The 21573-nt window shown below is 48.0% G+C and carries 19 protein-coding genes and 2 tRNA genes; 12 read left to right on the top strand and 9 right to left on the bottom strand.

Features of this window, described 5'->3' with window-relative positions:
- Position 1: 1 nt before the first annotated feature.
- The 4 genes from R3187_RS09260 to R3187_RS09245 all read right to left on the bottom strand — a co-directional run bounded on the left by R3187_RS09260 (position 2) and on the right by R3187_RS09245 (position 2784).
- Complete coding sequence (locus R3187_RS09260; RefSeq protein ID WP_318966501.1) at positions 2-550, bottom strand: phosphatase PAP2 family protein; 549 nt, start codon at positions 548-550, stop codon at positions 2-4.
- A gap of 103 nt (positions 551-653) precedes the next feature.
- Positions 654-2114, bottom strand: coding sequence for a protein adenylyltransferase SelO (locus R3187_RS09255; RefSeq protein ID WP_318966498.1), 1461 nt, complete (start codon positions 2112-2114; stop codon positions 654-656).
- Positions 2115-2545: 431 nt separating this feature from the next.
- Positions 2546-2622: transfer RNA gene (locus R3187_RS09250), tRNA-Met, on the bottom strand.
- A gap of 85 nt (positions 2623-2707) precedes the next feature.
- A tRNA-Met gene (locus R3187_RS09245) sits at positions 2708-2784 on the bottom strand.
- A gap of 206 nt (positions 2785-2990) precedes the next feature.
- Here R3187_RS09245 and rlmKL point away from each other — a divergent pair.
- The 5 genes from rlmKL to rmf all read left to right on the top strand — a co-directional run bounded on the left by rlmKL (position 2991) and on the right by rmf (position 9652).
- Positions 2991-5120 carry a bifunctional 23S rRNA (guanine(2069)-N(7))-methyltransferase RlmK/23S rRNA (guanine(2445)-N(2))-methyltransferase RlmL gene (gene rlmKL, locus R3187_RS09240; RefSeq protein WP_318966496.1) on the top strand — a complete coding sequence of 710 codons (2130 nt, stop codon included), beginning with the start codon at positions 2991-2993 and terminating at the stop codon, positions 5118-5120.
- Entirely contained in the window at positions 5120-5362 is a 243-nt protein-coding gene (locus tag R3187_RS09235; RefSeq protein ID WP_318966495.1) for a glutaredoxin family protein, read from the top strand. Before rlmKL ends, R3187_RS09235 begins: the two co-directional genes overlap by 1 nt.
- Positions 5362-7272: an ATP-binding cassette domain-containing protein gene (locus R3187_RS09230; RefSeq protein ID WP_318966493.1), complete on the top strand. Its 1911-nt coding sequence runs from the start codon at positions 5362-5364 to the stop codon at positions 7270-7272. Before R3187_RS09235 ends, R3187_RS09230 begins: the two co-directional genes overlap by 1 nt.
- A gap of 39 nt (positions 7273-7311) precedes the next feature.
- A complete protein-coding gene (locus tag R3187_RS09225; protein ID WP_318966492.1) occupies positions 7312-9150 on the top strand; it encodes a DUF3466 family protein in 1839 nt (612 codons plus the stop codon).
- A gap of 319 nt (positions 9151-9469) precedes the next feature.
- The gene (rmf, locus tag R3187_RS09220) at positions 9470-9652 is read left to right on the top strand and encodes a ribosome modulation factor (RefSeq protein ID WP_019674311.1); all 183 of its coding nucleotides are present in this window, start codon (positions 9470-9472) and stop codon (positions 9650-9652) included.
- 80 nt (positions 9653-9732) lie between these two features.
- On the opposite strand, the gene fabA is transcribed toward rmf, so the two are convergent.
- Positions 9733-10245, bottom strand: coding sequence for a bifunctional 3-hydroxydecanoyl-ACP dehydratase/trans-2-decenoyl-ACP isomerase (gene fabA / locus R3187_RS09215; RefSeq protein ID WP_318966491.1), 513 nt, complete (start codon positions 10243-10245; stop codon positions 9733-9735).
- A gap of 153 nt (positions 10246-10398) precedes the next feature.
- Between fabA and R3187_RS09210 the strand changes: the two genes are divergently transcribed.
- The 3 genes from R3187_RS09210 (at position 10399) to R3187_RS09200 (ending at position 12373) form a co-directional block, all read left to right on the top strand.
- A complete protein-coding gene (locus tag R3187_RS09210) occupies positions 10399-10656 on the top strand; it encodes a hypothetical protein (protein WP_318966489.1) in 258 nt (85 codons plus the stop codon).
- A gap of 81 nt (positions 10657-10737) precedes the next feature.
- Positions 10738-11595, top strand: coding sequence for a 6-pyruvoyl trahydropterin synthase family protein (locus R3187_RS09205; protein ID WP_318966487.1), 858 nt, complete (start codon positions 10738-10740; stop codon positions 11593-11595).
- Positions 11558-12373, top strand: a complete 816-nt coding sequence (locus R3187_RS09200) for a M23 family metallopeptidase (RefSeq protein ID WP_318966486.1) — start codon at positions 11558-11560, stop codon at positions 12371-12373. Before R3187_RS09205 ends, R3187_RS09200 begins: the two co-directional genes overlap by 38 nt.
- Here R3187_RS09200 and R3187_RS09195 read toward each other — a convergent pair.
- Positions 12321-14144, bottom strand: coding sequence for a PDZ domain-containing protein (locus R3187_RS09195; RefSeq protein ID WP_318966485.1), 1824 nt, complete (start codon positions 14142-14144; stop codon positions 12321-12323). The two genes, R3187_RS09200 and R3187_RS09195, sit on opposite strands and share 53 nt — an antisense overlap.
- 161 nt (positions 14145-14305) lie before the next feature.
- Here R3187_RS09195 and R3187_RS09190 point away from each other — a divergent pair, with 161 nt between their 5' ends.
- From R3187_RS09190 to R3187_RS09180, 3 genes are all read left to right on the top strand, one after another.
- Entirely contained in the window at positions 14306-14722 is a 417-nt protein-coding gene (locus tag R3187_RS09190; RefSeq protein WP_318966483.1) for an acyl-CoA thioesterase, read from the top strand.
- 136 nt (positions 14723-14858) lie between these two features.
- Positions 14859-15953 carry a sensor histidine kinase gene (locus R3187_RS09185; protein WP_318966790.1) on the top strand — a complete coding sequence of 365 codons (1095 nt, stop codon included), beginning with the start codon at positions 14859-14861 and terminating at the stop codon, positions 15951-15953.
- On the top strand, positions 15925-16743 hold the full coding sequence (locus R3187_RS09180) for a LytTR family DNA-binding domain-containing protein (protein WP_318966482.1): 819 nt from the start codon (positions 15925-15927) through the stop codon (positions 16741-16743). Before R3187_RS09185 ends, R3187_RS09180 begins: the two co-directional genes overlap by 29 nt.
- A 50-nt stretch (positions 16744-16793) precedes the next feature.
- Here the strand turns inward: R3187_RS09180 and R3187_RS09175 are convergent, their stop codons facing one another.
- Entirely contained in the window at positions 16794-17789 is a 996-nt protein-coding gene (locus R3187_RS09175; protein ID WP_318966480.1) for an ATP-dependent 6-phosphofructokinase, read from the bottom strand.
- A gap of 177 nt (positions 17790-17966) precedes the next feature.
- On the opposite strand from R3187_RS09175, the gene R3187_RS09170 reads away from it, so the two are divergent.
- The gene (locus tag R3187_RS09170) at positions 17967-18938 is read left to right on the top strand and encodes a DMT family transporter (RefSeq protein WP_318966479.1); all 972 of its coding nucleotides are present in this window, start codon (positions 17967-17969) and stop codon (positions 18936-18938) included.
- Between the two features lie 81 nt (positions 18939-19019).
- On the opposite strand, the gene pyk is transcribed toward R3187_RS09170, so the two are convergent.
- Positions 19020-20456 (bottom strand): pyruvate kinase, encoded by a 1437-nt coding sequence (gene pyk, locus R3187_RS09165; protein ID WP_318966478.1) that lies wholly within the window; start codon positions 20454-20456, stop codon positions 19020-19022.
- Positions 20457-20595: 139 nt separating this feature from the next.
- Entirely contained in the window at positions 20596-21453 is an 858-nt protein-coding gene (locus R3187_RS09160) for a MurR/RpiR family transcriptional regulator (protein ID WP_318966476.1), read from the bottom strand.
- Between the last annotated feature and the right edge of the window lie 120 nt (positions 21454-21573).

The raw sequence follows: 21573 nt of genomic DNA, 5'->3' as shown, positions 1-21573 counted from the left end.
GTCATAGGGTGCTAACGCCACTGCTGAACACGATTTGTAACACCAATAGTGCAATCACGCTGCCAAGCAAAGCCCCAGCCAGAATATCGGTGGGGTAATGTACACCCAGTAACACTCTGGACAGGCCGATGCCCGAGGCAAGCAGCAGATAACAGCCGGTATATTCGGGGTAATAAGCTGCCAACAACCAGGCAAACATAAAAGCAGCGGCAGTATGACCAGACGGGAAGCTGAAGCGATCTGAGGGTCTGATCCCCGGCGACCAGCCATGTTGTAACGGCCCTGTGGGTCTCTCCCGCTGGATGGCATTTTTCAGTAACAAATAGAGTGGCAGTTCAATGGCAAATGCTATCAATGCATGTTGTAAAAACTGACTGCCGCGGCTTTGCTCAAATTGCCATAGTAATAAGGCAATAATAAGGTACAAGGGGCCATCACCACAGCGGGATAAACCAAGACTCAGCCTTTTAACGGAAGGTAGCTGGCCAATAAGATTAACCTGAAAAAACAGCCTGGTATCCAGTAACGTCAGCTTTTGCAGTGTATTCATCAGTATTATCTCTGGTGAAACCTGCTGCCATTACAGGCTGTTAAGATGACATCCCCATGAAACTAACATTAAACATTTATGACTACCGCTAGGCTGACCAGCATCAGGTACCGCAAAATGTGCGGTTAACCCGCTCGGCTGCCGTCGCCGGCCGCGTTAATGGCTGATATTCCGGCTTGCTGACAAAAGGATGCTGCCAGGCGTTTTTCAGTTCGTTAAAAAAGCTAAGATCGCCGTGCCCGGTGGCCTCAGTAATAGCGCGTTGTACCAGATGATTGCGTGGAATTAGGGCGGGGTTTGCTTGTTGCATGACAATAATACGTTGCTCAGATGTGAGGCTTTGCTCGCTTGTCCGGACCTGCCAGCTATTTAACCAGCTCTGCCAGTTACGCTTATCATTAAATAGCTCAGCCGCGGTTGCCGGGTCCTGCTGGCTAAGCTGGCGGAAGAAGAGGCTGAAATCGACCTGATCTTGTTGCAATAATTGCAGCAACCGGGCGATGAGCGGGTCATCTTCAGGCGCCGGCGCGGTAATGCCGAGCTTAGTTGCCATTTTTTGCCGGTAATTATGCTGATATAGCGAGCTGAACTCTTCAAGTGCCGAGGTTGCCAGCGCAATGGCTTGCTGTTGATCGCTGTGCAGCAGCGGTAGCAGGGCTTCTGCCAGACGGGTCAGGTTCCACAGGGCTATTGCTGGCTGATTGCCATAGGCATAACGGCCACGACGGTCAATGGCGCTGAAGACCGCTTTTTCATCATAGGCTTCCATAAAAGCACAGGGGCCGTAGTCAATTGTTTCGCCACTGATCGTCATATTATCAGTATTCATAACACCGTGAATAAAACCCAGGCTCATCCAGTGTGCAACCGTCGCGGCCTGAGCGGCAATAACAGCGGCAAGCAAGGCAAGATAGGGTTGGGGCTGTGACTGACACTGCGGGTAATGCCGGTTAATCACATAATCGGTGAATTCCATTAGCAGCTGTCGATCATTTAATGCGGCGACATACTGAAAGGTGCCAATCCGGATATGGCTTTTCGCCACCCGGCATAAAATCGCGCCGGGTTGTGGTTCATCCCGGTAGACGCTTTCGCCGGTGCTGACTGCAGCCAGTGCCCGGGTGGTCGGAACACCCAGTGCATGCATTGCTTCACTGAGCAGGTATTCGCGGATCACCGGCCCCAGCGGCGAGCGGCCATCGCCACCACGGGAAAACGGAGTAGGGCCGGCGCCTTTTAGTTGTAAATCATACCGCTGGCCATTGTTGCTAATAACTTCAGCCAGCAGCAGTGCCCGGCCATCACCTAAACGCGGGACATAATTGGCAAATTGATGGCCAGCATAAGCCTGAGCTATTGGCTGACACCACTCAGGCAGATCGTTACCGGAAAACAGCTTCAAGCCTGCTTCGCTGGCATGGTATTGCGCTGGAATGCCCAGCTCATCAGCCAATGAATGATTAAACGCCAGCCACTCAGGCGCCGCTACAGCCGTTGGCTGGCATTTTGCAAACAAAATTTCTGGTAATTGCTGGTAGGAGTATTCGGTACTAAAAACTGACATAACGACCTTTTTAATCTGTTAATAACTGGCGAGCTGAATAATTTGTTTAGGATAGCTTAATTGATAACAGAAGGCAGGCAGCTAATGGCAAAGAACAAAAGGCAGCTACAAAAAAAGCACTTGGCTGGTTAAAATGTTGGTTGCGGGAGCTGGATTTGTGACCTTCGCCCCGCGGTTATAAAGAGGAGCCCGGGGCTTGTCAGTATAACTTGAATCTATGTCTTAATTGGTTGCGGGAGCCCTGATCTTGGTGAAAAGCGAACCGACGACCTTCGGATGCTCTTGTTAAGAGACGCGAAATTCAGACACAAAAAAACCAGCTAAATGCTGGTTAAGATGTTGGTTGCGGGAGCCGGATTTGTGACCTTCGCCTCGCGGTTATAAAGAGGAGCCCGAGGGCTTGTCAGTATAACTTGAATCTATTTCTTAGTTGGTTGCGGGAGCCGGATTTGAACCGACGACCTTCGGGTTATGAGCCCGACGAGCTACCAGGCTGCTCCATCCCGCGTCCGTAAATTACCCTTGAGCAGTTAAGGTAATAGTTTGATTTGCAAAACGTTAATTGATGACCTTCCGTATAAACAAGTCACAATTGGTTGCGGGAGCCGGATTTGAACCGACGACCTTCGGGTTATGAGCCCGACGAGCTACCAGGCTGCTCCATCCCGCGTCCGTCATTGCGGGGCGCATCTTAGTGGTTTTAGGAATGCTATGCAAGATGTTAATCAGGGTATTTTCAGTTATTTAGACTGATTGGCGAATTAAGCAGCAGTGCGGTGGATTACCCGGCAATATCAGCTGCTATTACAAATCTTCAACCGTGTTTAAATTACATTCTGTTATACTGTCGGCCATTTTATTTAAAGGTTGGGTGTTATGCTGGAATTCTGGGCTTTAACGTCAAAGGGCGTCGAAGAGCTGTTGGCCGATGAGATACGCCATTATCAGGGCGAAGTAATTAAAGTATCTATGGGTGTGGTGCGCTTTAACGCAGAGTTAAGCAATGCTTATCAGCTGTGTTTGTGGTCGCGCCTGGCAACCCGCATTATGCGTCTTATACAATCAGAACCGGTAACCGCAGAATCAGATCTATACCAGATAGCCCGTAAAATTGACTGGCCGCAATTAATGACTATTCGACAGACTCTGGCGGTAGATTGTGTTGGTAAACACGCTACCATTGACAACAGCCAGTTTGGCGGCATGCGCCTAAAAGATGCCATTGTTGATCAGTTCCGGGAAGAAACCGGTCAGCGCCCCGATGTAGACCGCTTAAACCCCGATATGCGTTTTCAGGTGCGGCTGGAGAAAAACTATTTCCATTTTCTGCAAGATTTCTCCGGGCCATCGTTACACCAGCGCGGGTATCGCAGCGGGCAGGGCGAAGCACCGTTAAAAGAGCATCTGGCAGCTGCCCTGTTAAAGCGATCTGGCTGGAGCAGTGATAAGCCACTTTTTGATCCTTTTTGCGGTAGTGGCACCATTATTATTGAGGCGGCACTGATCGCCCTGAATATAGCGCCGGGTTTAAATCGGGAGCGCTTTGCCTTTGAAGGCTGGCCAGGACACCGGGCCAATGTCTGGCAACAATTAAAAGACGCCGCTAAAGCAGAGCAGCGCAGCTTGCCGGCGGGTATTTTATGCTATGGCAGTGATACTGATGAACGAGCATTGGCGAAGGCAAGACAGAATATTGCCAGGGCCGGCGTCGCAGACTACGTTAAGGTCGATTACGCTGATGCCACTAAGTTGCAAGGCTGTGTAGCAGCAAACCCGGGGGTTATTGTTACTAACCCGCCGTATGGTGAGCGGTTAGGCGACTTACCGAGCCTGATCCCGCTGTACAGTAATTTTTCATTGGCGTTAAAACAACATTATCAGGGCTGGCGCTTAGCCATAATTACCTCTAACGCCGATTTACTTCGCTCATTACGGTTATCGAAAAGCAAAACCTATAAATTTACCAACGGGCCGCTTGACTGTGAATTTACGTTATTTGATTTGACTGAAAAACAGGTGGCGGTCAGCTCTGCTGCGCCATCGTTATTTTTCGCTGAAAGCAGCTCTTTTGGTAACCGGCTGGCGAAAAATCTGAAACAACTGCAAAAATGGGCAAAGCGCGAAGGGATAAGCTGTTACCGTGTATATGATGCCGATATTCCGGAATATAACGTGGCAGTAGACTGGTACGATGGGGAAGTGGTGGTGCATGAATATGCGGCTCCCGCCACCGTTGATGAGCAGATTGCCCAGAAACGCTTATTCGATGTGGTGAATCAGGTACCAACAGTGCTGGGTATCAGCTCTGATAAAATGATTCTGAAAGTGCGGGAAAAGCAGAAAGGCGCTAACCAGTATCAGGCAATGGCTAAAGCAGGGCAGTACAAAGAAGTGACAGAGTACGGCGCTAAGTTTCTGGTGAACTTACGTGATTATCTGGACACGGGTTTATTTTTAGATCATCGCTTAACCCGGCGCTTAATTCAGCAGCAGGCGAAAGACAAAACCGTGCTTAACCTGTTCGCTTATACCGGCACCGCCTCGGTGCATGCCGCTATCGGTGGCGCGAAAGCGGTCACAACGGTTGATATGTCTAACACCTATTTAGACTGGGCGAAGCGCAACTTTACCCAAAATGGTTTAATGGTTAGCGGGCCGCAGGCTAAAAAGTACCAGTTTGAACAGGCCGACTGTCTGCAGTGGCTGGCGCGCTGTCGCGATCAGTTTGATCTGATTTTTGTTGACCCGCCAACGTTCTCTAATTCAAAACGGATGGAAGATAACTGGGATGTGCAGCGTGACCATGTCAGCTTACTTAATATGCTGGTAGCTCGGTTAAACCCGGACGGTAAAGTTATTTTTTCCAATAATAAACGCCGGTTTAAAATTGACAGGGCAGCGCTGGAAGCAGCAGGCTGGCAGATAAAAGATATTTCGGCAGCAACGTTGCCCGAAGATTTTAAACGTAATCCCAATATTCATGTCTGTTTTGAGTTAACACGTTAATGGCGCAGTACATTTTATACAGCACCTGGGGCTGCCATTTATGTGAAGAAGCGGAAGCGCTGCTAATAGCGGCAGGGCTGGAGTTTCAGGTGGTTGATATTATCGATGACGAGCAGTTGCTGCAGCAGTTCCGGTTGCATATACCGGTAATATCTGCAGACGATAACTTACTGTACTGGCCTTTTGATCAGGCGGCTGTTGGTAATTGGTTAGAAACTATTAAGGTAAAGGAAAGTAAGTAGTGGAATTATTGCGTTTTCAGCAGGCTTGTCTGGCTTTTGGTACCAACCCGATTTTAGATCATGTTGATTTTAGCCTGTTCAGCGGCGAGCGGGTGTGTCTGGTTGGCCGTAATGGCGCCGGTAAATCGTCTTTTTTAAAATTGCTGACCGGTCAGCAAAACCTGGACGATGGCCAGATAGTCATCAATACCGGGGTGGTACTCAGCCGCTTAGAGCAGGATCCGCCGGCTAAAATGCACACTAAAATTGCTGATTTTATCCGCGAGGGTGCCGGTGATTTAGCTGAAAAATTGCAACAATTTTACACCTTGTCTGAAAATCTGGACGGGGCTGGTGAGGCTGAATATCGTTTATTTGAGCAACTGCAAAATGAAATGGATACCCGTGATGGCTGGTCGCTGGAGGCGCGGGTCAGTGACATTTGTCAGCAGTTTGATATGAACCCGGACGCCAGTTTGTCAACGTTATCGGGTGGCTGGTTGCGTAAAGCTGCGTTAGCCCGGGCACTGATAGCCAAGCCTGATATTTTATTGCTGGACGAACCAACTAACCATCTGGATTTAGCGGCTATTCAGTGGCTGGAGCAGTTCTTACTGAATTTTAATGGTGCCATTATTTTTATTTCGCACGACCGGGCGTTTATCCGGGCTCTGGCGACCCGGATTATCGATTTGGATCGGGGTGAGCTGACTTCCCACCCGGGGAATTATCAGGAGTATCTGGATCGTAAGCAAAAAATGCTGGAAGACGAGCAAAAGCATAATGCGTTATTTGATAAACGGCTGGCCGAAGAAGAAGTCTGGATCCGCCAGGGCATAAAAGCCCGCCGTACCCGCAATGAAGGCAGAGTCAGGGCCCTAAAAGCACTGCGTCAGGAGCGGGCGGCACGTTTAGAGCAACAAGGTAAAGTCGATTTTAACATCGAGCAGGCTAACCGCTCTGGCAAGCTGGTATTTGAAGGTAAAGGCATCAGCCTGGCATTTAACGGTAAACCAGTAATGGATAAGCTTGATTTACTGGTGATGCGCGGTGATCGTATTGCGCTGGTTGGGCCTAACGGTGTAGGTAAATCCAGTTTAATTAAAGTGCTGCTGGCTGACTACAAAGTTGACAGCGGCGAAGTAAAGCGTGGTACCAACCTTGAGGTCGCTTACTTTGATCAACACCGGATTGCGCTCGATTTAGAGGCTACGGTGCAGGATAACGTCGCAGACGGCAAACAGGAAGTACAGCAAAATGGTCAGAGCCGTCATGTGCTTAGTTACCTGCAGGACTTTTTGTTTCCGCCGGCCCGGGCCAGAACACCGGTTAAGGCGTTGTCAGGGGGGGAGAAAAACCGTTTGTTACTGGCAAAGTTATTTGCCAGGCCCAGTAACTTACTGATCCTCGATGAACCAACCAACGATTTAGATGTGGAAACTCTGGAATTACTGGAAGATATTTTGCAGCAATATCAGGGCACCGTGATATTGGTCAGTCATGACCGGGAATTTGTTAATAACACCGTTACCAGTTCTTTATTATTTGCTGGCAATGGCCGGATTGTAGAAATAGCGGGCGGTTATGATGATGTAATGGCCTATCAGGCCAGGCAAGCGGCAAAAGCAAAACCTGTTGCAACAATGGAGCAAACTGTAGCTGATAAGCCGACAGAAGCTGAAGTTAATCCTTTAGTTAAAAATCCGAAGAAGTTATCATACAAAGAAAAGCGCGAACTTGAGTTATTACCCCAGCAGATAGAGCAACTTGACGCCGAGCTGACTGCGTTGCAGCTGCAGGTGAACGATCCGGAGTTTTTTAAGCGAAATGCCGCTGACAGTCAACAGGCGTTGAACCTACTGCAGCAAACCGAGTCGAAGTTGGCGCAAGCGTATGCGCGCTGGGAACAATTAGAAGCATTAAATTCTTAGTACAGTAGACGTACATCAGAAGTAGATTAGGGGCCTTGAATGAAATTATCTCGAATCAGTTTGGCGGTATTGCCACTGCTAACTGCATTTTCCACTGCTGCCGCCGTATATCAGGTTGCAGAGCTTCAACCCAATAACATCTCCAAGGCAACTTTTGCTGCGGCACTGAATGATCAGGGTAATGCTGTTGTTACCGGCCAGGGTTTTATCCAATGGCAGTTGCCAAACCAGCAAACCCGTCGCACAGCAGTAAATTTTATTAATTTCCCGTTGGACGTCAGTACCATTAACTTTGACAGTGAAACGATTACCGCTATTTTAACCCCGGAACAGATAGAAGATGCCAAACTGGGTATTTTTGATGCTACGGTATTAAATACCCTTAGCGTATTGCTGGGTGCCAATCCGGATATCAGAAATCAGCCAGTCGGGCGGGCCGTTGCCATTTCACAAGCTGAAAATGCTACACCAGCGGTAATACCGATGCGCGATCTGCAGCAGCTCCGTTCTAACAGTGAATTCATATATGATTTAAACGAACAAGGCATAGCTGTCGGTATCGCAACTGCACCATATAGTAAACAACAGTTTACCCCGGCACCGGATCCAGAGGATGAAGAGGCTGAAGCGCCTGAAACAATAACGGTCTGGCAACCTGAACCCGGTTTTCAGTACGGTGTTGCAGTGTCAGGCACTGGTCCGGTGACATTGCTACCACTATATACTGAGTTGGGTGGTGGTTTTAGCAGAGCCTTTTCTGTTAATAATCAGGGTTTAATTGCAGGTTCTGGATCGATCACTCTCGACGAAGAAGTATCCACACAGTTGGATACGATTTGCGACGGCGACATTGAGCCGGTGGTTTTTTGCTTAAACCGGGAGCTTGAATTACGTACAAGTTCATTTTTTGATTTAAAATCACAAATTTATCGCAATCAAACAGTAACAGTGCCGAATGGCTATGCTGAAAGGGCAATGCTTTGGCAGTTGCAACCTGATGGTACCGCGACAAATACTCAGTCGTTTGGATTTCTGGGTGAAAAAGGAACAGGTACAGCGTATCAATCTGAAAATGATGAGCAAGAACTGCGTTATTCCAGCTCCGCTCAGGCAATAAATGATGATGGTGTCGCTGTTGGATACTCCATATACAGCGATAGCGACAGGCTGATTCGGTTTCGCGACAGTTTCGGTAGAGAATTCAGCCGGATATACTCCGCACCCCATGCGACCGTATTTCGCAATGGTGAAGTAGGTGGCTTTATTGATCCGTCAGAGTGGTTAGCAAGTACTGCAATTGACATTAATAATAGTAATGTTGCAACCGGATATGCCATAAAGACAATAAACGGCGCGCGACGTGATAAGTTTTTTTATTACGATGTTGCGGCTGACAGAGTAGTTTTTCCAACCGATTTTTTTGCCAGTTCTTCATCTGTCCCGGCAGCAATAAACGATAACGGTCAAATAGTCGGCCGGGCTGAAATTATTATCGGTGGCACTACCGACCGGCGCCAGCATGGCTTTGTTTATGATATTGCCAGTGATATGTTTCAGGATTTAAATAATCTGGTGGGCTGTAATGCGGATTATACGATAGTTGATGCCAGCGCCATTAATAATAATGGGGAAATTCTGGCAACGGTGCTGCAGCAGTCACCCCGGCTTGATGCGAAAGGTCAGCCGGTATTGGATGCTGATGGCAACCCGGTACTGGATGAACAGGCAAAAGCGGTTAAGTTATTGCCTATCGCCAATGGTGAGCAGGAAAACTGCAATACAGAGCAAGATACCTATGAGCGAAAAGCAGGCGGATTGGGAAGCGTAGGCTTACTGTTGCTGGCCGGCTTTGGATTATGGTTTCGGCGCAGACGTTAACTGAACCAGGCTCTTTATAACGTGATTAAAAAGCTGCTTCGGCAGCTTTTTTCGTTGTATCCTTCGATAAGAAAAAACAGTTATCAAAAATTATTTTTAATCGTAATAAAATATAAATAAAAACGTCTTTAAAACGCAAACAACTTCAGTTCGTTAGCTTTTGTCAAGCAGTATATCTGTTAATTTCATTTGAACCTTCTGAAGCTGTCAGCTATCAATTAATGAGTACGATGGAGTGGTTTGCTGTCAGGTTGTTCAAACCTGTTTGAGACACCAGTTGTACTGTTAATTAATAAAAAATGTTGAGGAAGACTGCCGTATGAAAAGACAAAAACGTGATCGTCTGGAACGTGCTCATGCTCAAGGTTATCGTGCCGGTGTCACCGGACGCTCCAAAGAAATTTGTCCCTATCAAAATTTAGATGCCCGCTCACAATGGCTCGGAGGTTGGCGGGAAGCAATGGAAGACCGTAATGTCGGTCTGTTTAATAAAGGCCTCTAACCGGATATAAGTTATTCTCTTTTTTAGAAAAAACAAACCCCGCATTTATAGCGGGGTTTGTTTTAAGCGCACTTCATCGCTCAGAAGTTAGACGTATCCTGAAATAAGCCTACTTTTAAATCAGTAGCAGCATAAATATCGCGACCATCAACACTGACCACGCCATCACCGATACCCATATACAGTTTTCTTTTAATCACCCGTTTCATATTAATGGTGTAAGTTACTTTTTTGGCGCTGGGTAAAATCTGACCGGTAAATTTAACCTCACCAACGCCCAGTGCTCTGCCTTTGCCCGGACCGCCACACCAGCCAAGAAAGAAACCGACTAACTGCCACATGGCATCAAGCCCGAGGCAGCCTGGCATTACCGGATCGCCTTTAAAATGGCAGGCAAAAAACCAGAGATCGGGGGTAATGTCCAGCTCAGCGATGATCTGACCTTTGCCATACAGGCCGCCTTCTTCAGAAATGTGAACAATCCGGTCCATCATCAGCATATTGTCCGACGGTAACTGACTGTTACCCGGACCGAATAAATCACCATTTGCGCAGGCGATTAAATCTTCTTTTGTAAAGCTATTCTTAGTCATGTATGTTTAACCCATTATAAATGCTGCGCCACTTTAGCGAACACTTGTACGCCAGACAAGTCCGATTTGTCGGTTCGCTGCAAATTTCAACTTGTCTGCTAATAGTAGGCGTGCGGCGTTCACCTTACAAATAAATAAGTAATGAGTATAGATATGAGCAGTGACAATAAAAGGGCACTGAGTAATGCCGAAAAACAACAACGATACCGGCAAAAGCAACAAGCTTCTGGTAAAAAGGAGCTGCGGGGCTATTTGACACCGGAAGCATTAGGTTGCTACCAGGAGATCCAGGAAAAAACCCAGTGGAATGACAGTACTTTGCTAAGTAATGCTATCCGTTTAATGTATGCAGCCCACAAATGTGGCCAGATTGGTATTTTAAACAGCTGGTTAACTGAACATAAGCGTTAAAAGCGAGGCTTTGCTCTTACTGCTACAGTGCTGAACAGGTATACTACGCCAAGCCGCAACTGCTTTAGCCTGGATATACAAATGATCTTATTCGTAAACTCGTTAACCGTAATCGATTTTTCTTACCTTGACCTGCATAGAGGCATGGTGGGGGAGAGTTATATTGTCGATGCAGAACTGCAGGGCAGTTTGGATGACACCGCTATGGTGTTCGACTTTGCCAAAGTAAAAAAGGTGATTAAACAGGCGATAGATCAATTAGTTGATCATAAGCTTGCATTGCCTGCTGAATGCGGTGCGCTGACTATATCCTCAGAGCAAAATTGCAGCCTGGTCCGCTATAACAGTTCGCGCGGTACTATTAGCCTGGCATCACCGGCTGAAGCTTTTGCTTGCATTCCAACCAGCCAGATTAACGAGCAAAGTGTTAGTCAGTTCCTGGAACAACAAATCAAACCGCTATTGCCAGCCAATGTTGAACGCCTGACCCTGTCTCTGCGCCCGGAAGCCAGTACTGGTTTTTATTACCACTACAGCCATGGTTTAAAGAAGCACGATGGCAACTGTCAGCGCATCGCTCATGGCCATCGCTCGACTATTCAGATATATGCTGATGGCATGTTGTCGCCGCGACTGAACAAACTATGGAGTGAACGATGGCAGGACTGCTATCTGGGCACTGCAGCTGATTTATGTGAAGCTTCGGCATTGCAGATGCTAAGCGGCGAGGCCGATACGCACTGCTTCCGCTATCAGGCAAGTCAGGGCTGGTTTGAGTTAGTTATTCCACAACGTCATTGCGATATTTTACCCTGCGATACCACGGTAGAATGTCTGGCAGACTATATTGCAGGTGAACTTAAAGCAATTGATAACACAAAGAATTATAAGGTAGTAGCTTATGAAGGTGTGGCTAAAGGCGCTATTGCTCAGCGCTAATTTGCTGGCAACCCAACAGTTAGCAGCGGCCGCTGAGATTACTCTTGACGGTAAGCTTACTCAGGGCAGCCTGATCCGCGGCCAGGCACCGGCAGGGGCCAAAGTATTGTTCAATGGCCAGCCTGTCAAAGTGTCAGCAACGGGGCAGTTTGTATTCGGCATTGGTCGTGATGCTGATTTACAACATCAGTTAACTATTATTGCTGCTGATGGCAGCCAACAGCAGTTGCCGCTGACTTTTACGTCTCGCGAATATGATGTCCAGCGCATTACCGGGGTAGCACAAAAATACGTTACACCGCCGGCGGAAGTAACCGAACGAATTCAAAATGACAACCGTAAAGTAAGAGCAGTAAGGACAACCTTATCTGATAAAACAGCCATTTTTGCTGAACCAGTATTACCTGCTACAGGCCGGATATCAGGAGTGTATGGCAGCCAGCGGGTGTTTAATGGTGAGCCCCGTAATCCGCATTATGGTCTTGATATTGCGGCCCCGGTTGGCGCACCAGTGCTGGCTCCCTGGAGTGGCGAAGTGCTGCTGGCTGAAGATTTATATTATTCGGGCCTTACCCTGATTATTGACCATGGCATGGGGGTAACGTCAACCCTTATGCACTTAGATGCGATTAGCGTAAAAGTGGGGCAGCAGCTGCGCCAGGGCGAAAAAATTGCTGAAGTCGGGGCCACAGGCCGGGTAACCGGGCCCCATCTTGATTGGCGGATTAACTGGTTACAGGAGCGGCTTGATCCACAATTGCTGCTGTCTGCAGAGTAACCTCCTGCTGTAACCACGTGCTTGCCTTATCGCTATCAGTAAATTGCAAACAGGCGATTTTTGCCGGCGCAACGGTTATAGGCAGTTGTAACGTCAATAAGCGGTCTTTGCGGTAGATTGTCAGCACCTGCTCTGTAGCACTGGGCAGGCGTTGCAATAATTGTGGCAGGCTTTGTTCGGTAATTTTCCAGCCGGCCAGTGCCAGTAACTGATCGCCGGCCATAACACCAGCCTGATGAGCGGCGCCACCCTCAATAACCTGAGTAATGGTTACCAAGCCTTGTTGTACTTTGACTCCTGCCGCCAGGTAGGCCGGCAGGCAGTTTTGGTTTGCAGGGCCGCAAAGATCGTTGTGGTCCGTGGCTGGCCTGAAACGAAGTTCAAGGCCGAGTTGCAATGCAGCCTGCTGCAGGGGCAGGGGGTTGCTTTGGCTGACCCAGTCGCGGGCAGTATCAGCCAGAGTGGCAAAACCCAGCGCAGTCAGACTGGCAAACAGGCTATTTTCATCAGTGCCCGTTTCCAGATAATGCTGATACATATATTGACAGAGTTGCTGCAAAGAGCTCCCTTGCTGGCGCAGAGCGCCCTCCAGGCAGAACGCCAGTAAGGCACCTTTAGCATAGTAGCTAACCACAGCGTTAATGGCATTTTCATCCTGTTTGTAGAACTTAGTCCAGGCATTAAAACTGCTGGCAACCAGGCTTTGCAGGTTGTCAGACGGGCTGCGGGTTACCCGGCTGATTGTTTTTCCCAGTATTGTCAGATAACGCTCAGGGCTGATTAAGCCACTTTTTACCAGTGCTAAATCATCAAAGTACGACGTAAAACCCTCATATAGCCATAGCTGACGGGTATAGTGTTCTGCTGCCAACTGATAAGGCTTAAACTCAGCTGGCATTAAACGTTTCACCCACCAGGTGTGGAAATATTCATGGCTGCAAAGGGCCAGTAGTTGCTGATAATTATCATCTGGCTCACTGCTATTCGGGCCAGGCAAGTCATAACGATTGCAAAGCAGCAAGGTAGAAAACTTATGCTCAAGGCCGCCGTAGCCTTGCTCTGTAACCCACAGTAAAAACCAGTATTGATTTAAATCGGCCGGCAGGGTGCCAAAAACGTCACATTGTTGCTGACAAATCTGCTGCAAATCCTGTGCGAACCGGGGTAAATCAGTAAGATTTTCACCGGTAACCACCAGATAATGTGGAACATCATTTACCTGAAATTGTTCGATGTTGAAAACACCGGCCAGCAACGGGCTGTCAATTAAGCTGGCATAATCTGCTGCCTGATAGGTGCCAAATCCCAGCACAGCAGTATCATCAACAGGTGTTAAAGCAGTGGCAAGGCGCCAGTTGGCAGTGGCTGCTGCTTCAGGCGGCGGCACAACAAGTTGCTGGGGTAAAGCGTCAAGGCCACTGACCGCCAGACACAATGCCGCCGGATTTAACACCGCTATCTCATCATCCAGATACGCTGCACGAACAGATAAATCAAAAGCATAAACCTGATAAACCACAGTGACAGGATTGTCGCGACAAGTCAGTTGCCAGCTTTGCTTATCAAGCTGTTGTACCATTAACGGCCCGGATATATCAGAAGCTGATATTGTCAGCAGGTGTTTGGCAAAATCCCGGATCATATAGCTGCCGGGGATCCAGGCGGGCATGCTTAGCTGGTGAACGGGTTGATCAGGCATAAAGGTCAGCGTCACTTCAACCCGGTGCGAGGCGATACTCAGTATTTTTAACTGATAACTAACTAGGTTCATAAAATCCTCGTTGCAACTTTGGTTTTTAATATCTTTGCTATAACAATATTTTGGGCAGAGTAAATACTTATGAGTAGGGCAGGCCTGTTATAATAACGGCAGGAATGATGTTGTCTGCAGCATTGTCATGATTCGTATTGTATTTTCAGAGTGAGTAGCTTATGTCAAACACCCCACCCAGTGAAGCCCTTATTGCCAAAAGAACCGCCCATGCGGTTACCCGGGTAACGAAAACAGTTTTCCCCGGCCGCACAAATCATCACAATACCTTATTTGGTGGTGAAGCTTTAGCCTGGATGGATGAAGCTGCTTTTATCGCTGCCACCCGCTTTTGCCGCAAACCTCTGGTAACCGTGTGTTCAGATAGGGTCGACTTCAAAGAGTCTATCCCTGCAGGGACTATTATTGAGCTGGTTGCCAGAATTGAACATGTTGGGCGAACCAGCATTAAAGTTCACGTCGATATATTTGTTGAGAATATGTTTAACGATGACCAGCATAAAGCGATTTCCGGTAACTTTACTTTTGTGGCATTAGATGCCGATCGCAAACCGACACCGGTGCTGGCAGATTTCTGATTCGACTCTGTCCCGGGCTATCAGATACCTAATTGCGATTAATGTCTGTTGAAATCAGTCCAAGTGGCAAGGATTTAGCAGTGATGTTAGTTATACTCTGCGCAGAGTCTTAACGCGGGATTTTATCTTGTACAAAGTGTTTGAAGATCGTAACAGGCAGTTCTGGATCCTGCATAGCCTGGGCTGGCTTGGTTTCGCCATTGTCAATTATCTTGGTTCCCTGGTGCAGGAAACCCGGGATGCATATTTGATCGTAGTTGCCCTTGATGCTTATGTAGGCTGGCTAATCACTATTCCACTGCGGTATTTATATCAACGCATCTGGTTCTGGCAACCCTGGCGAATGATTTTACTGGTTTTATTACTGGCGTTACTGATCGCAGCAATATGGACCACCGTAAGGAACTTTAATTACTGGGAAATATACCGGCATGGCTACAGGCCTGACGACTGGTTGTTATATATAAGGGATACGCCGGTAGCGTTTTACGTCATGCTAAGTTGGAGTGGGTTATATTTTGGTATCAAGTACTATCAGACGCTGCAACTTGAAAAGCAAAAATCGTTAACAGCAACAAATAAAGCCCATGAAGCGCAATTAAAAATGTTGCGCTATCAGCTTAACCCGCATTTTTTGTTTAATACCTTAAATGCAATATCAACCCTGGTGCTGATTAACGAAACTGATACAGCGAACAAAATGGTTACCAGACTCAGTGACTTTTTGCGATATTCACTTTATAAAGATCCGATTAACCGGGTGCCGCTGGAGCAGGAACTGTACGCAGCTAAATTATATCTTGAAATTGAAAAAGTCCGTTTTTCTGAACGTCTGACTATCAATTTTGACATTGAGCCCGGGACTGAGCGGGCATTGGTCCCCAGTTTGATTTTGCAGCCTCTGATCGAGAATGCAATTAAGTATGCGGTAGCCAGCCAGGTTAACGGAGGGGCTATCACCATTACCGCGAAAAAATTCGGGCACGATTTGTTGCTGGAGGTGTCGGACAATGGTCCTGGCATGCCAATCAGTGATGGTATTCCTAAAGACAGTGCCAGTGGGGTGGGTTTAGTGAATACCAAAGAGCGTCTGGCAGCGCTGTATGATAATGACTTTGCTCTGGTACTGACTCACAACGAGCCTGAAGGGCTGAAAGTCAATATCCGGATCCCATTACAGTTAGAGCAATTGGAAGCAAACCATGTTGAAGGTAATAGTAGTAGACGATGAACCTCTGGCTCGCAAAGGTATGCTGGTAAGACTGGCCGCCTTTCCCGAGCTGGACGTTGTTGCCGAGTGTAGCAATGGTGATGAGGCGGTAAGTCGTATTGTTGAGTTAAAACCCGATGTGGTATTTCTCGATGTGGAAATGCCAGGTATGGATGGCTTTGCTGTGCTGAAAAAGCTGCAGCAAAAACAGCTTGTTCTGCCTTATATCGTCTTCGTGACCGCCTATGATCACTATGCTTTTAACGCTTTTGAAGTCAATGCCCTTGATTATGTGTTAAAACCTGTTGAGCCGGAGCGGCTGAAAGCGGCTGTTAATAAGGTTCTGAAGTTTCATGCCGCAGTGGATAGCCAGAAACACAAAGGGCAACTGGCAGCTGCCGTTGCAAAACTGACTGGTGATGAAGCGGGCAACATACTGCAGCGACTGGATAAATCCGAACCCGTGGTTAATGATCGCTTTCCGGAAGCAATCAGCATTAAAGACAGTGGCGAGATCACCCGGGTTCCTGTTGCTGAAATAGACTGGGTTGATGCCGCTGGCGATTATATGTGTATTCATACCAAAGATGGTCAGACCCATATTTTGCGGCGGACCATGAAAGAACTGGAGCAGGAGCTGGACCCAAAGTTATTTGTCCGGGTGCACCGCTCAGCTATCGTCAACGTCCATACTATTGCCAAATTACAAATGCTTTCCAATGGAGAGCATCAGTTAATGTTGACTAATGGTCAGGCGGTGAAAGTCAGTCGCAGTTATAAAGATCGGGTAAAGCAGGTATTCAGCCATTAGCCGCGCCGGTTTCTGCCAGACCGGCTTGCAATATAAGTAACCCCGGCAGCTCAGTAGCTGCCTATTTGCTGCTGCCAGCGCACTAAAAATGGGTCTATTGTTTTTGCTCTGTCGCCGGTTTCAGCCAGGGGATACAGACAAGCTTCACCATTTACTTCACCTGCCATCACCAGTGTCACGCCCTGCATTAATTGCTCTACGGCAAAAGCGCCTAATTTGGTGGCAAGAATGCGGTCTGCACCAACCGGACTGCCACCGCGCTGAATATGGCCAAGAATACAGGCCCGGCATTCAATACCGATTGCTGACGTTAAAGCCTCAGCCAGCGCAGTGGCCCCGCCAGGATAGCTGTGCTCAGCGACCACAATTAAATAGCTCGACTTGCCTTTTAGCAGCTGCGCATGCTGAATGGGTTTAATAATAGTTCTTAAGTTATCAGGGCTGAGCTGGCCAAACTCCGGGCAGATAATTTGTTCAGCGCCGCCGGCAATGCCGGCAGCAAGGCTAAGATAGCCGCTGTGCCGGCCCATAAGTTCGACCAGAAAAATCCGCTCAAAGGCATCAGCGGTATCACGAATTTTATCAATCGCATCGAGTGCAGTATCAATTGCTGTGGCAAAACCAATAGTACGGTCTGTGCCGTCAACATCATTATCGATAGTGCCGGGCACACCAATCAGCTGGCCGTCGTAATGTTTACTTATTGCCATAGTGCCGCGAAAACTGCCGTCACCGCCAATAACTATAAGCGCATCGATATGCAGTTGTTGTAATGTGGCAGCGGCTCTGGCCGGGCCCTCTTGCTGTTGCAGCGCCGGACAGCGGGCACTTTTTAATATGGTGCCGCCACGCTGGATAATATTATCAACATGCATTGGGTGGAGGGTCTGATATTCCTGCTCCAGCAAGCCGTTAAAGCCGTGCTTAAAGCCGATAACCTCAATGTTACAGGCAGAGGCCGTCAGCACAATGGCCCGGATACAGGCATTCATGCCAGGGGCATCACCACCAGAGGTTAATATCGCTAATCTTTTGATAGTGCTCATTGTCAGTCCTGTGTTGTAACAATAGATGGTAGGCTTGTGCTCAGTATAGTTTCTGAGCGGCGGCTGCAGTTGATTTGCCGCAAACTTTGCTAAATCACAAGACAGGTTAATAGCAAATAGGCGACAATGGCGGCGACTGAATTGCCAGTCTCCGCCTGTTAAAGGATAGTTTGCTGTATGCATCAGATCACCGGAAAAAGTGTTGTTGGCTTGCTATTGGCCCTGACGACCGCCATTTTGTGGGGCATGTTACCGATAGCCCTTAAAATTGTGCTGGATGTGTTGTCTGCCAATACAATAACGGCTATTCGCTTTCTGGCTGCGGCGGTTATCGTCGGGCTCTGGCTGGCAGCCCGCGGTAAGTTACCAGCGATAAAGTTGCTGTTTCAGCCCAAAGTAGCCTGGCTGATGCTGATCGCGGTGGCAGGGCTGTTGTCAAACTACATTATGTATCTAAGCGGCTTAAACTATTTAAGCGCAGAAACCGGGCAGGTAGTGATCCAGCTGGCCCCTTTTCTGATGATGCTCGGTGGTATTGTTATTTTTAAAGAAAAGTTATTATTGTGGCAGAAAATCGGTGCCGTAACCTTAGTATCTGGTCTGTTACTTTTTTTTAATGAGCGGCTATGGCAGCTGGTAATCCAGGCGGGTTCAGAGACATTCGGCGTACTACTGGTGATTGCCGCCGCTATTACCTGGGCAGCGTATGCGCTGGCACAAAAACAATTGCTGGTTAACTACAGCTCAAAACAAATTATGTATCTGTTATATGTGGCTGGCACTCTGTGCTTTATGCCGGTGTCTGATTATGCGCCGTTGCTGACTATGAGTTATTTGCACTGGGCCCTGCTGATATTCTGTTGCCTGAATACCGTTGTTGCCTATGGCGCTTTTGCTGAAGCCTTACACCACTGGGAAGCATCCAAGGTCAGTGCGGTGCTGGCAGTGACACCGTTATTTACTATTTTGTTCGCTAATATTACCGGCAACCTGTTTCCTGATTTTTTACAGGCGCAGCAGTTAAACCTCTGGTCCTGGCTGGGCGCGCTGATGGTAGTTACCGGTTCTGCCTTAACAGCGCTGGCACCGCAATTTGTAGAGTACCGTGCCGCCAGACGAGTAAGAAAATTACAGCGGGATGTATACTGAAACTGGCCGGTAAATCTAATAAAAGAGACATAACAAAAAGGGCCTAAGGCCCTTTTTTATTAAAACATAGAAATAGCAACGCTACTTAACCTGAACAATCTTGCAGGTATTGGATGCGCCGATGGTTTCCATTGCATCGCCATGCGTCATAATCACCAGATCGCCCGTTTTAAGGCCTGCCTGCTTGCGAATCGCATCGATAGCAGCATCTGCCAATGAGTGAGCTGACTGTGCTGTACTGTCAAAAAACGCCGGATAGACACCGCGGTATAACGCCATTTTGTTTAATGTTTTGTTATGGCGGGAAAGCGCATAGATTGGTTGAGGTGAGGTGATCCGCGACATCAGCTTAGCAGTGTAACCTGACTCGGTTAAGGCAATAATCGCTTTGATATCAGCTAAGTGATTGGCGGCGTACATCGCCGACAGCGCAATCGTCTCGCTGATTTCGGTAAACGCAACATCCATCCGGTGTTTGGAGATCTGGACACTGGGATGTTTTTCAGCACCATCACAAACCCGGGCCATTGCCCTGACAGTTTCGGTCGGGTATTTACCCGCTGCTGTTTCGGCTGACAGCATTACCGCATCGGTGCCGTCCAGCACGGCGTTGGCGACATCCATCACTTCAGCCCGGGTTGGCATCGGGCTTTCAATCATACTTTCCATCATCTGGGTGGCGGTAATCACCACCCGGTTAAGCTGCCGCGAACGGGCGATAATCCTTTTTTGCTGGCCTACCAGCTCAGCATCACCGATTTCCACACCCAGATCGCCACGGGCAACCATTACCGCATCAGAAGCGCGAATAATGTCATCCAGCGTCTCATTATCAGCAACCGCTTCAGCCCGTTCAATTTTCGCCATTAACCGTGCTTCTGAACCTGCAGCTTTTGCCAGCTCGCGAGCCAGTCGCATATCATCACCACTACGGGGGAATGACACAGCCAGAAAATCGACATCAATTTCTGCAGCAGTAATAATATCGGCTTTATCTTTTTCAGTCAGGGCAGGGGCGGTTAAGCCGCCGCCCTGGCGGTTAATTCCTTTATTGTTACTGAGCTTGCCACCAACAGTAACCTTAGTATAAACCCGGCTTCCATCAACCTGCTCAACCTGCAGCTGGATCCTGCCATCATCCAGTAACAACAAATCACCGGCACTGACATCCTCTGGCAGCGCTTTGTAATCAATACCTACCTGGTGGTGATCACCTTCACCTTTTGCCAGACTGGCATCGAGCACAAATTGCTGGCCTTCTGCCAACAGCACCGCACCTTCTTTAAAGGTAGAAACCCTGATTTTAGGCCCTTGTAAGTCGCCCAGAATGGCGACATGCGCACCCAGTTTAGTGGCAGCAGCGCGTACCATAGCAGCCCGCTCCCGGTGGTCATCTGCACTACCATGAGAAAAATTAAGCCTGAACACACTTGCACCGGCACTGATAAGCTTTTCAATCGATTGCTGGGTATTCGTAGCGGGGCCGAGAGTTGCGACTATTTTGGTTCTTCTTGGCATCAGATGCTCCTGCTGTTAAACGCGGATCTTACATGGCATTAAGTGTAATGTAATTTTATTACAGAATACAGCGGCAATATCCATAAAAGCGACAGGTTGGTGCAGTTGGGCCAACCTGAATGATGAAATACCGCAGAAGCTAGTTGTTGAAGTCTTTCTTTTCAAACCGCGAACCGCGCAGACTGTCTTTCACTTTTTTCAGATTTTCCCGAAACTTACTACCGCGGCGTAAGGTAAAGCCCGTTGCCAGAATATCAATTAATACCAGCTGGGCAACCCGGGATGCCATTGGCATATACATATCGGTATCTTCCGGTACGTCCAGCGATAACACCAGCGTGCATTCACGGGCAAGCGGGCTGTCATAGGCGGTGATACCAATCACGGTGGCATCATTTTCGCGGGCAATAGCAGCAATATCACACAGGTTTTTCGTGCGGCCGGTGTGGCTGATACAGACTACAACATCACCATCTGAGCTGTTGATCGCTGACATACGCTGCATAACAATGTCGTCAAAACAGACAACCGGCACATTAAAACGAAAAAACTTATTCTGGGCATCATGTGCCACCGATGCTGATGCCCCTAAACCAAAAAATGAGATCTTTTTAGCCTGGGTCAGTACGTCAACTGCACGGTTAATGGTGTTGATATCAACCCGTTGCCGCGCGGTATCCAGTGCGGCCATAGTAGATTCAAAAATTTTCGCCGTATAAGCCTCAGGCCCATCTTCTTCTTCCACATGGCGGTTAACATAAGGGGTGCCGTTGGCAAGGCTTTGCGCTAAATGTAGTTTAAAATCAGGAAAGCCCTTGGTATCAAGGCGGCGGCAGAACCTGTTAACCGTAGGTTCGCTGACATCAGCCATTTTGGCCAGTGCTGCTATACTACTGTGAATAGTAATCTGTGGATTAGCCAGAATAACATCGGCAACCTTACGCTCAGACTTGCTGAAGCTGGTAACACTACTTACGATTTTTTCCAGTACGTTCATCCGCTAATTCCTGACTTAAAAAGTTGTTAAGGTGGCAAAAGTTGTTGCCGGCTTGGTTATACACCATGACAGCAATCAAAACAGTATTAAATTTACCACAAAACTGTAATTCAATTGCTA

Source organism: Arsukibacterium sp. (assembly GCF_033721375.1).
GTDB lineage: Bacteria > Pseudomonadota > Gammaproteobacteria > Enterobacterales > Alteromonadaceae > Alishewanella.
This window is presented reverse-complemented; position numbering and strand designations above follow the sequence as displayed.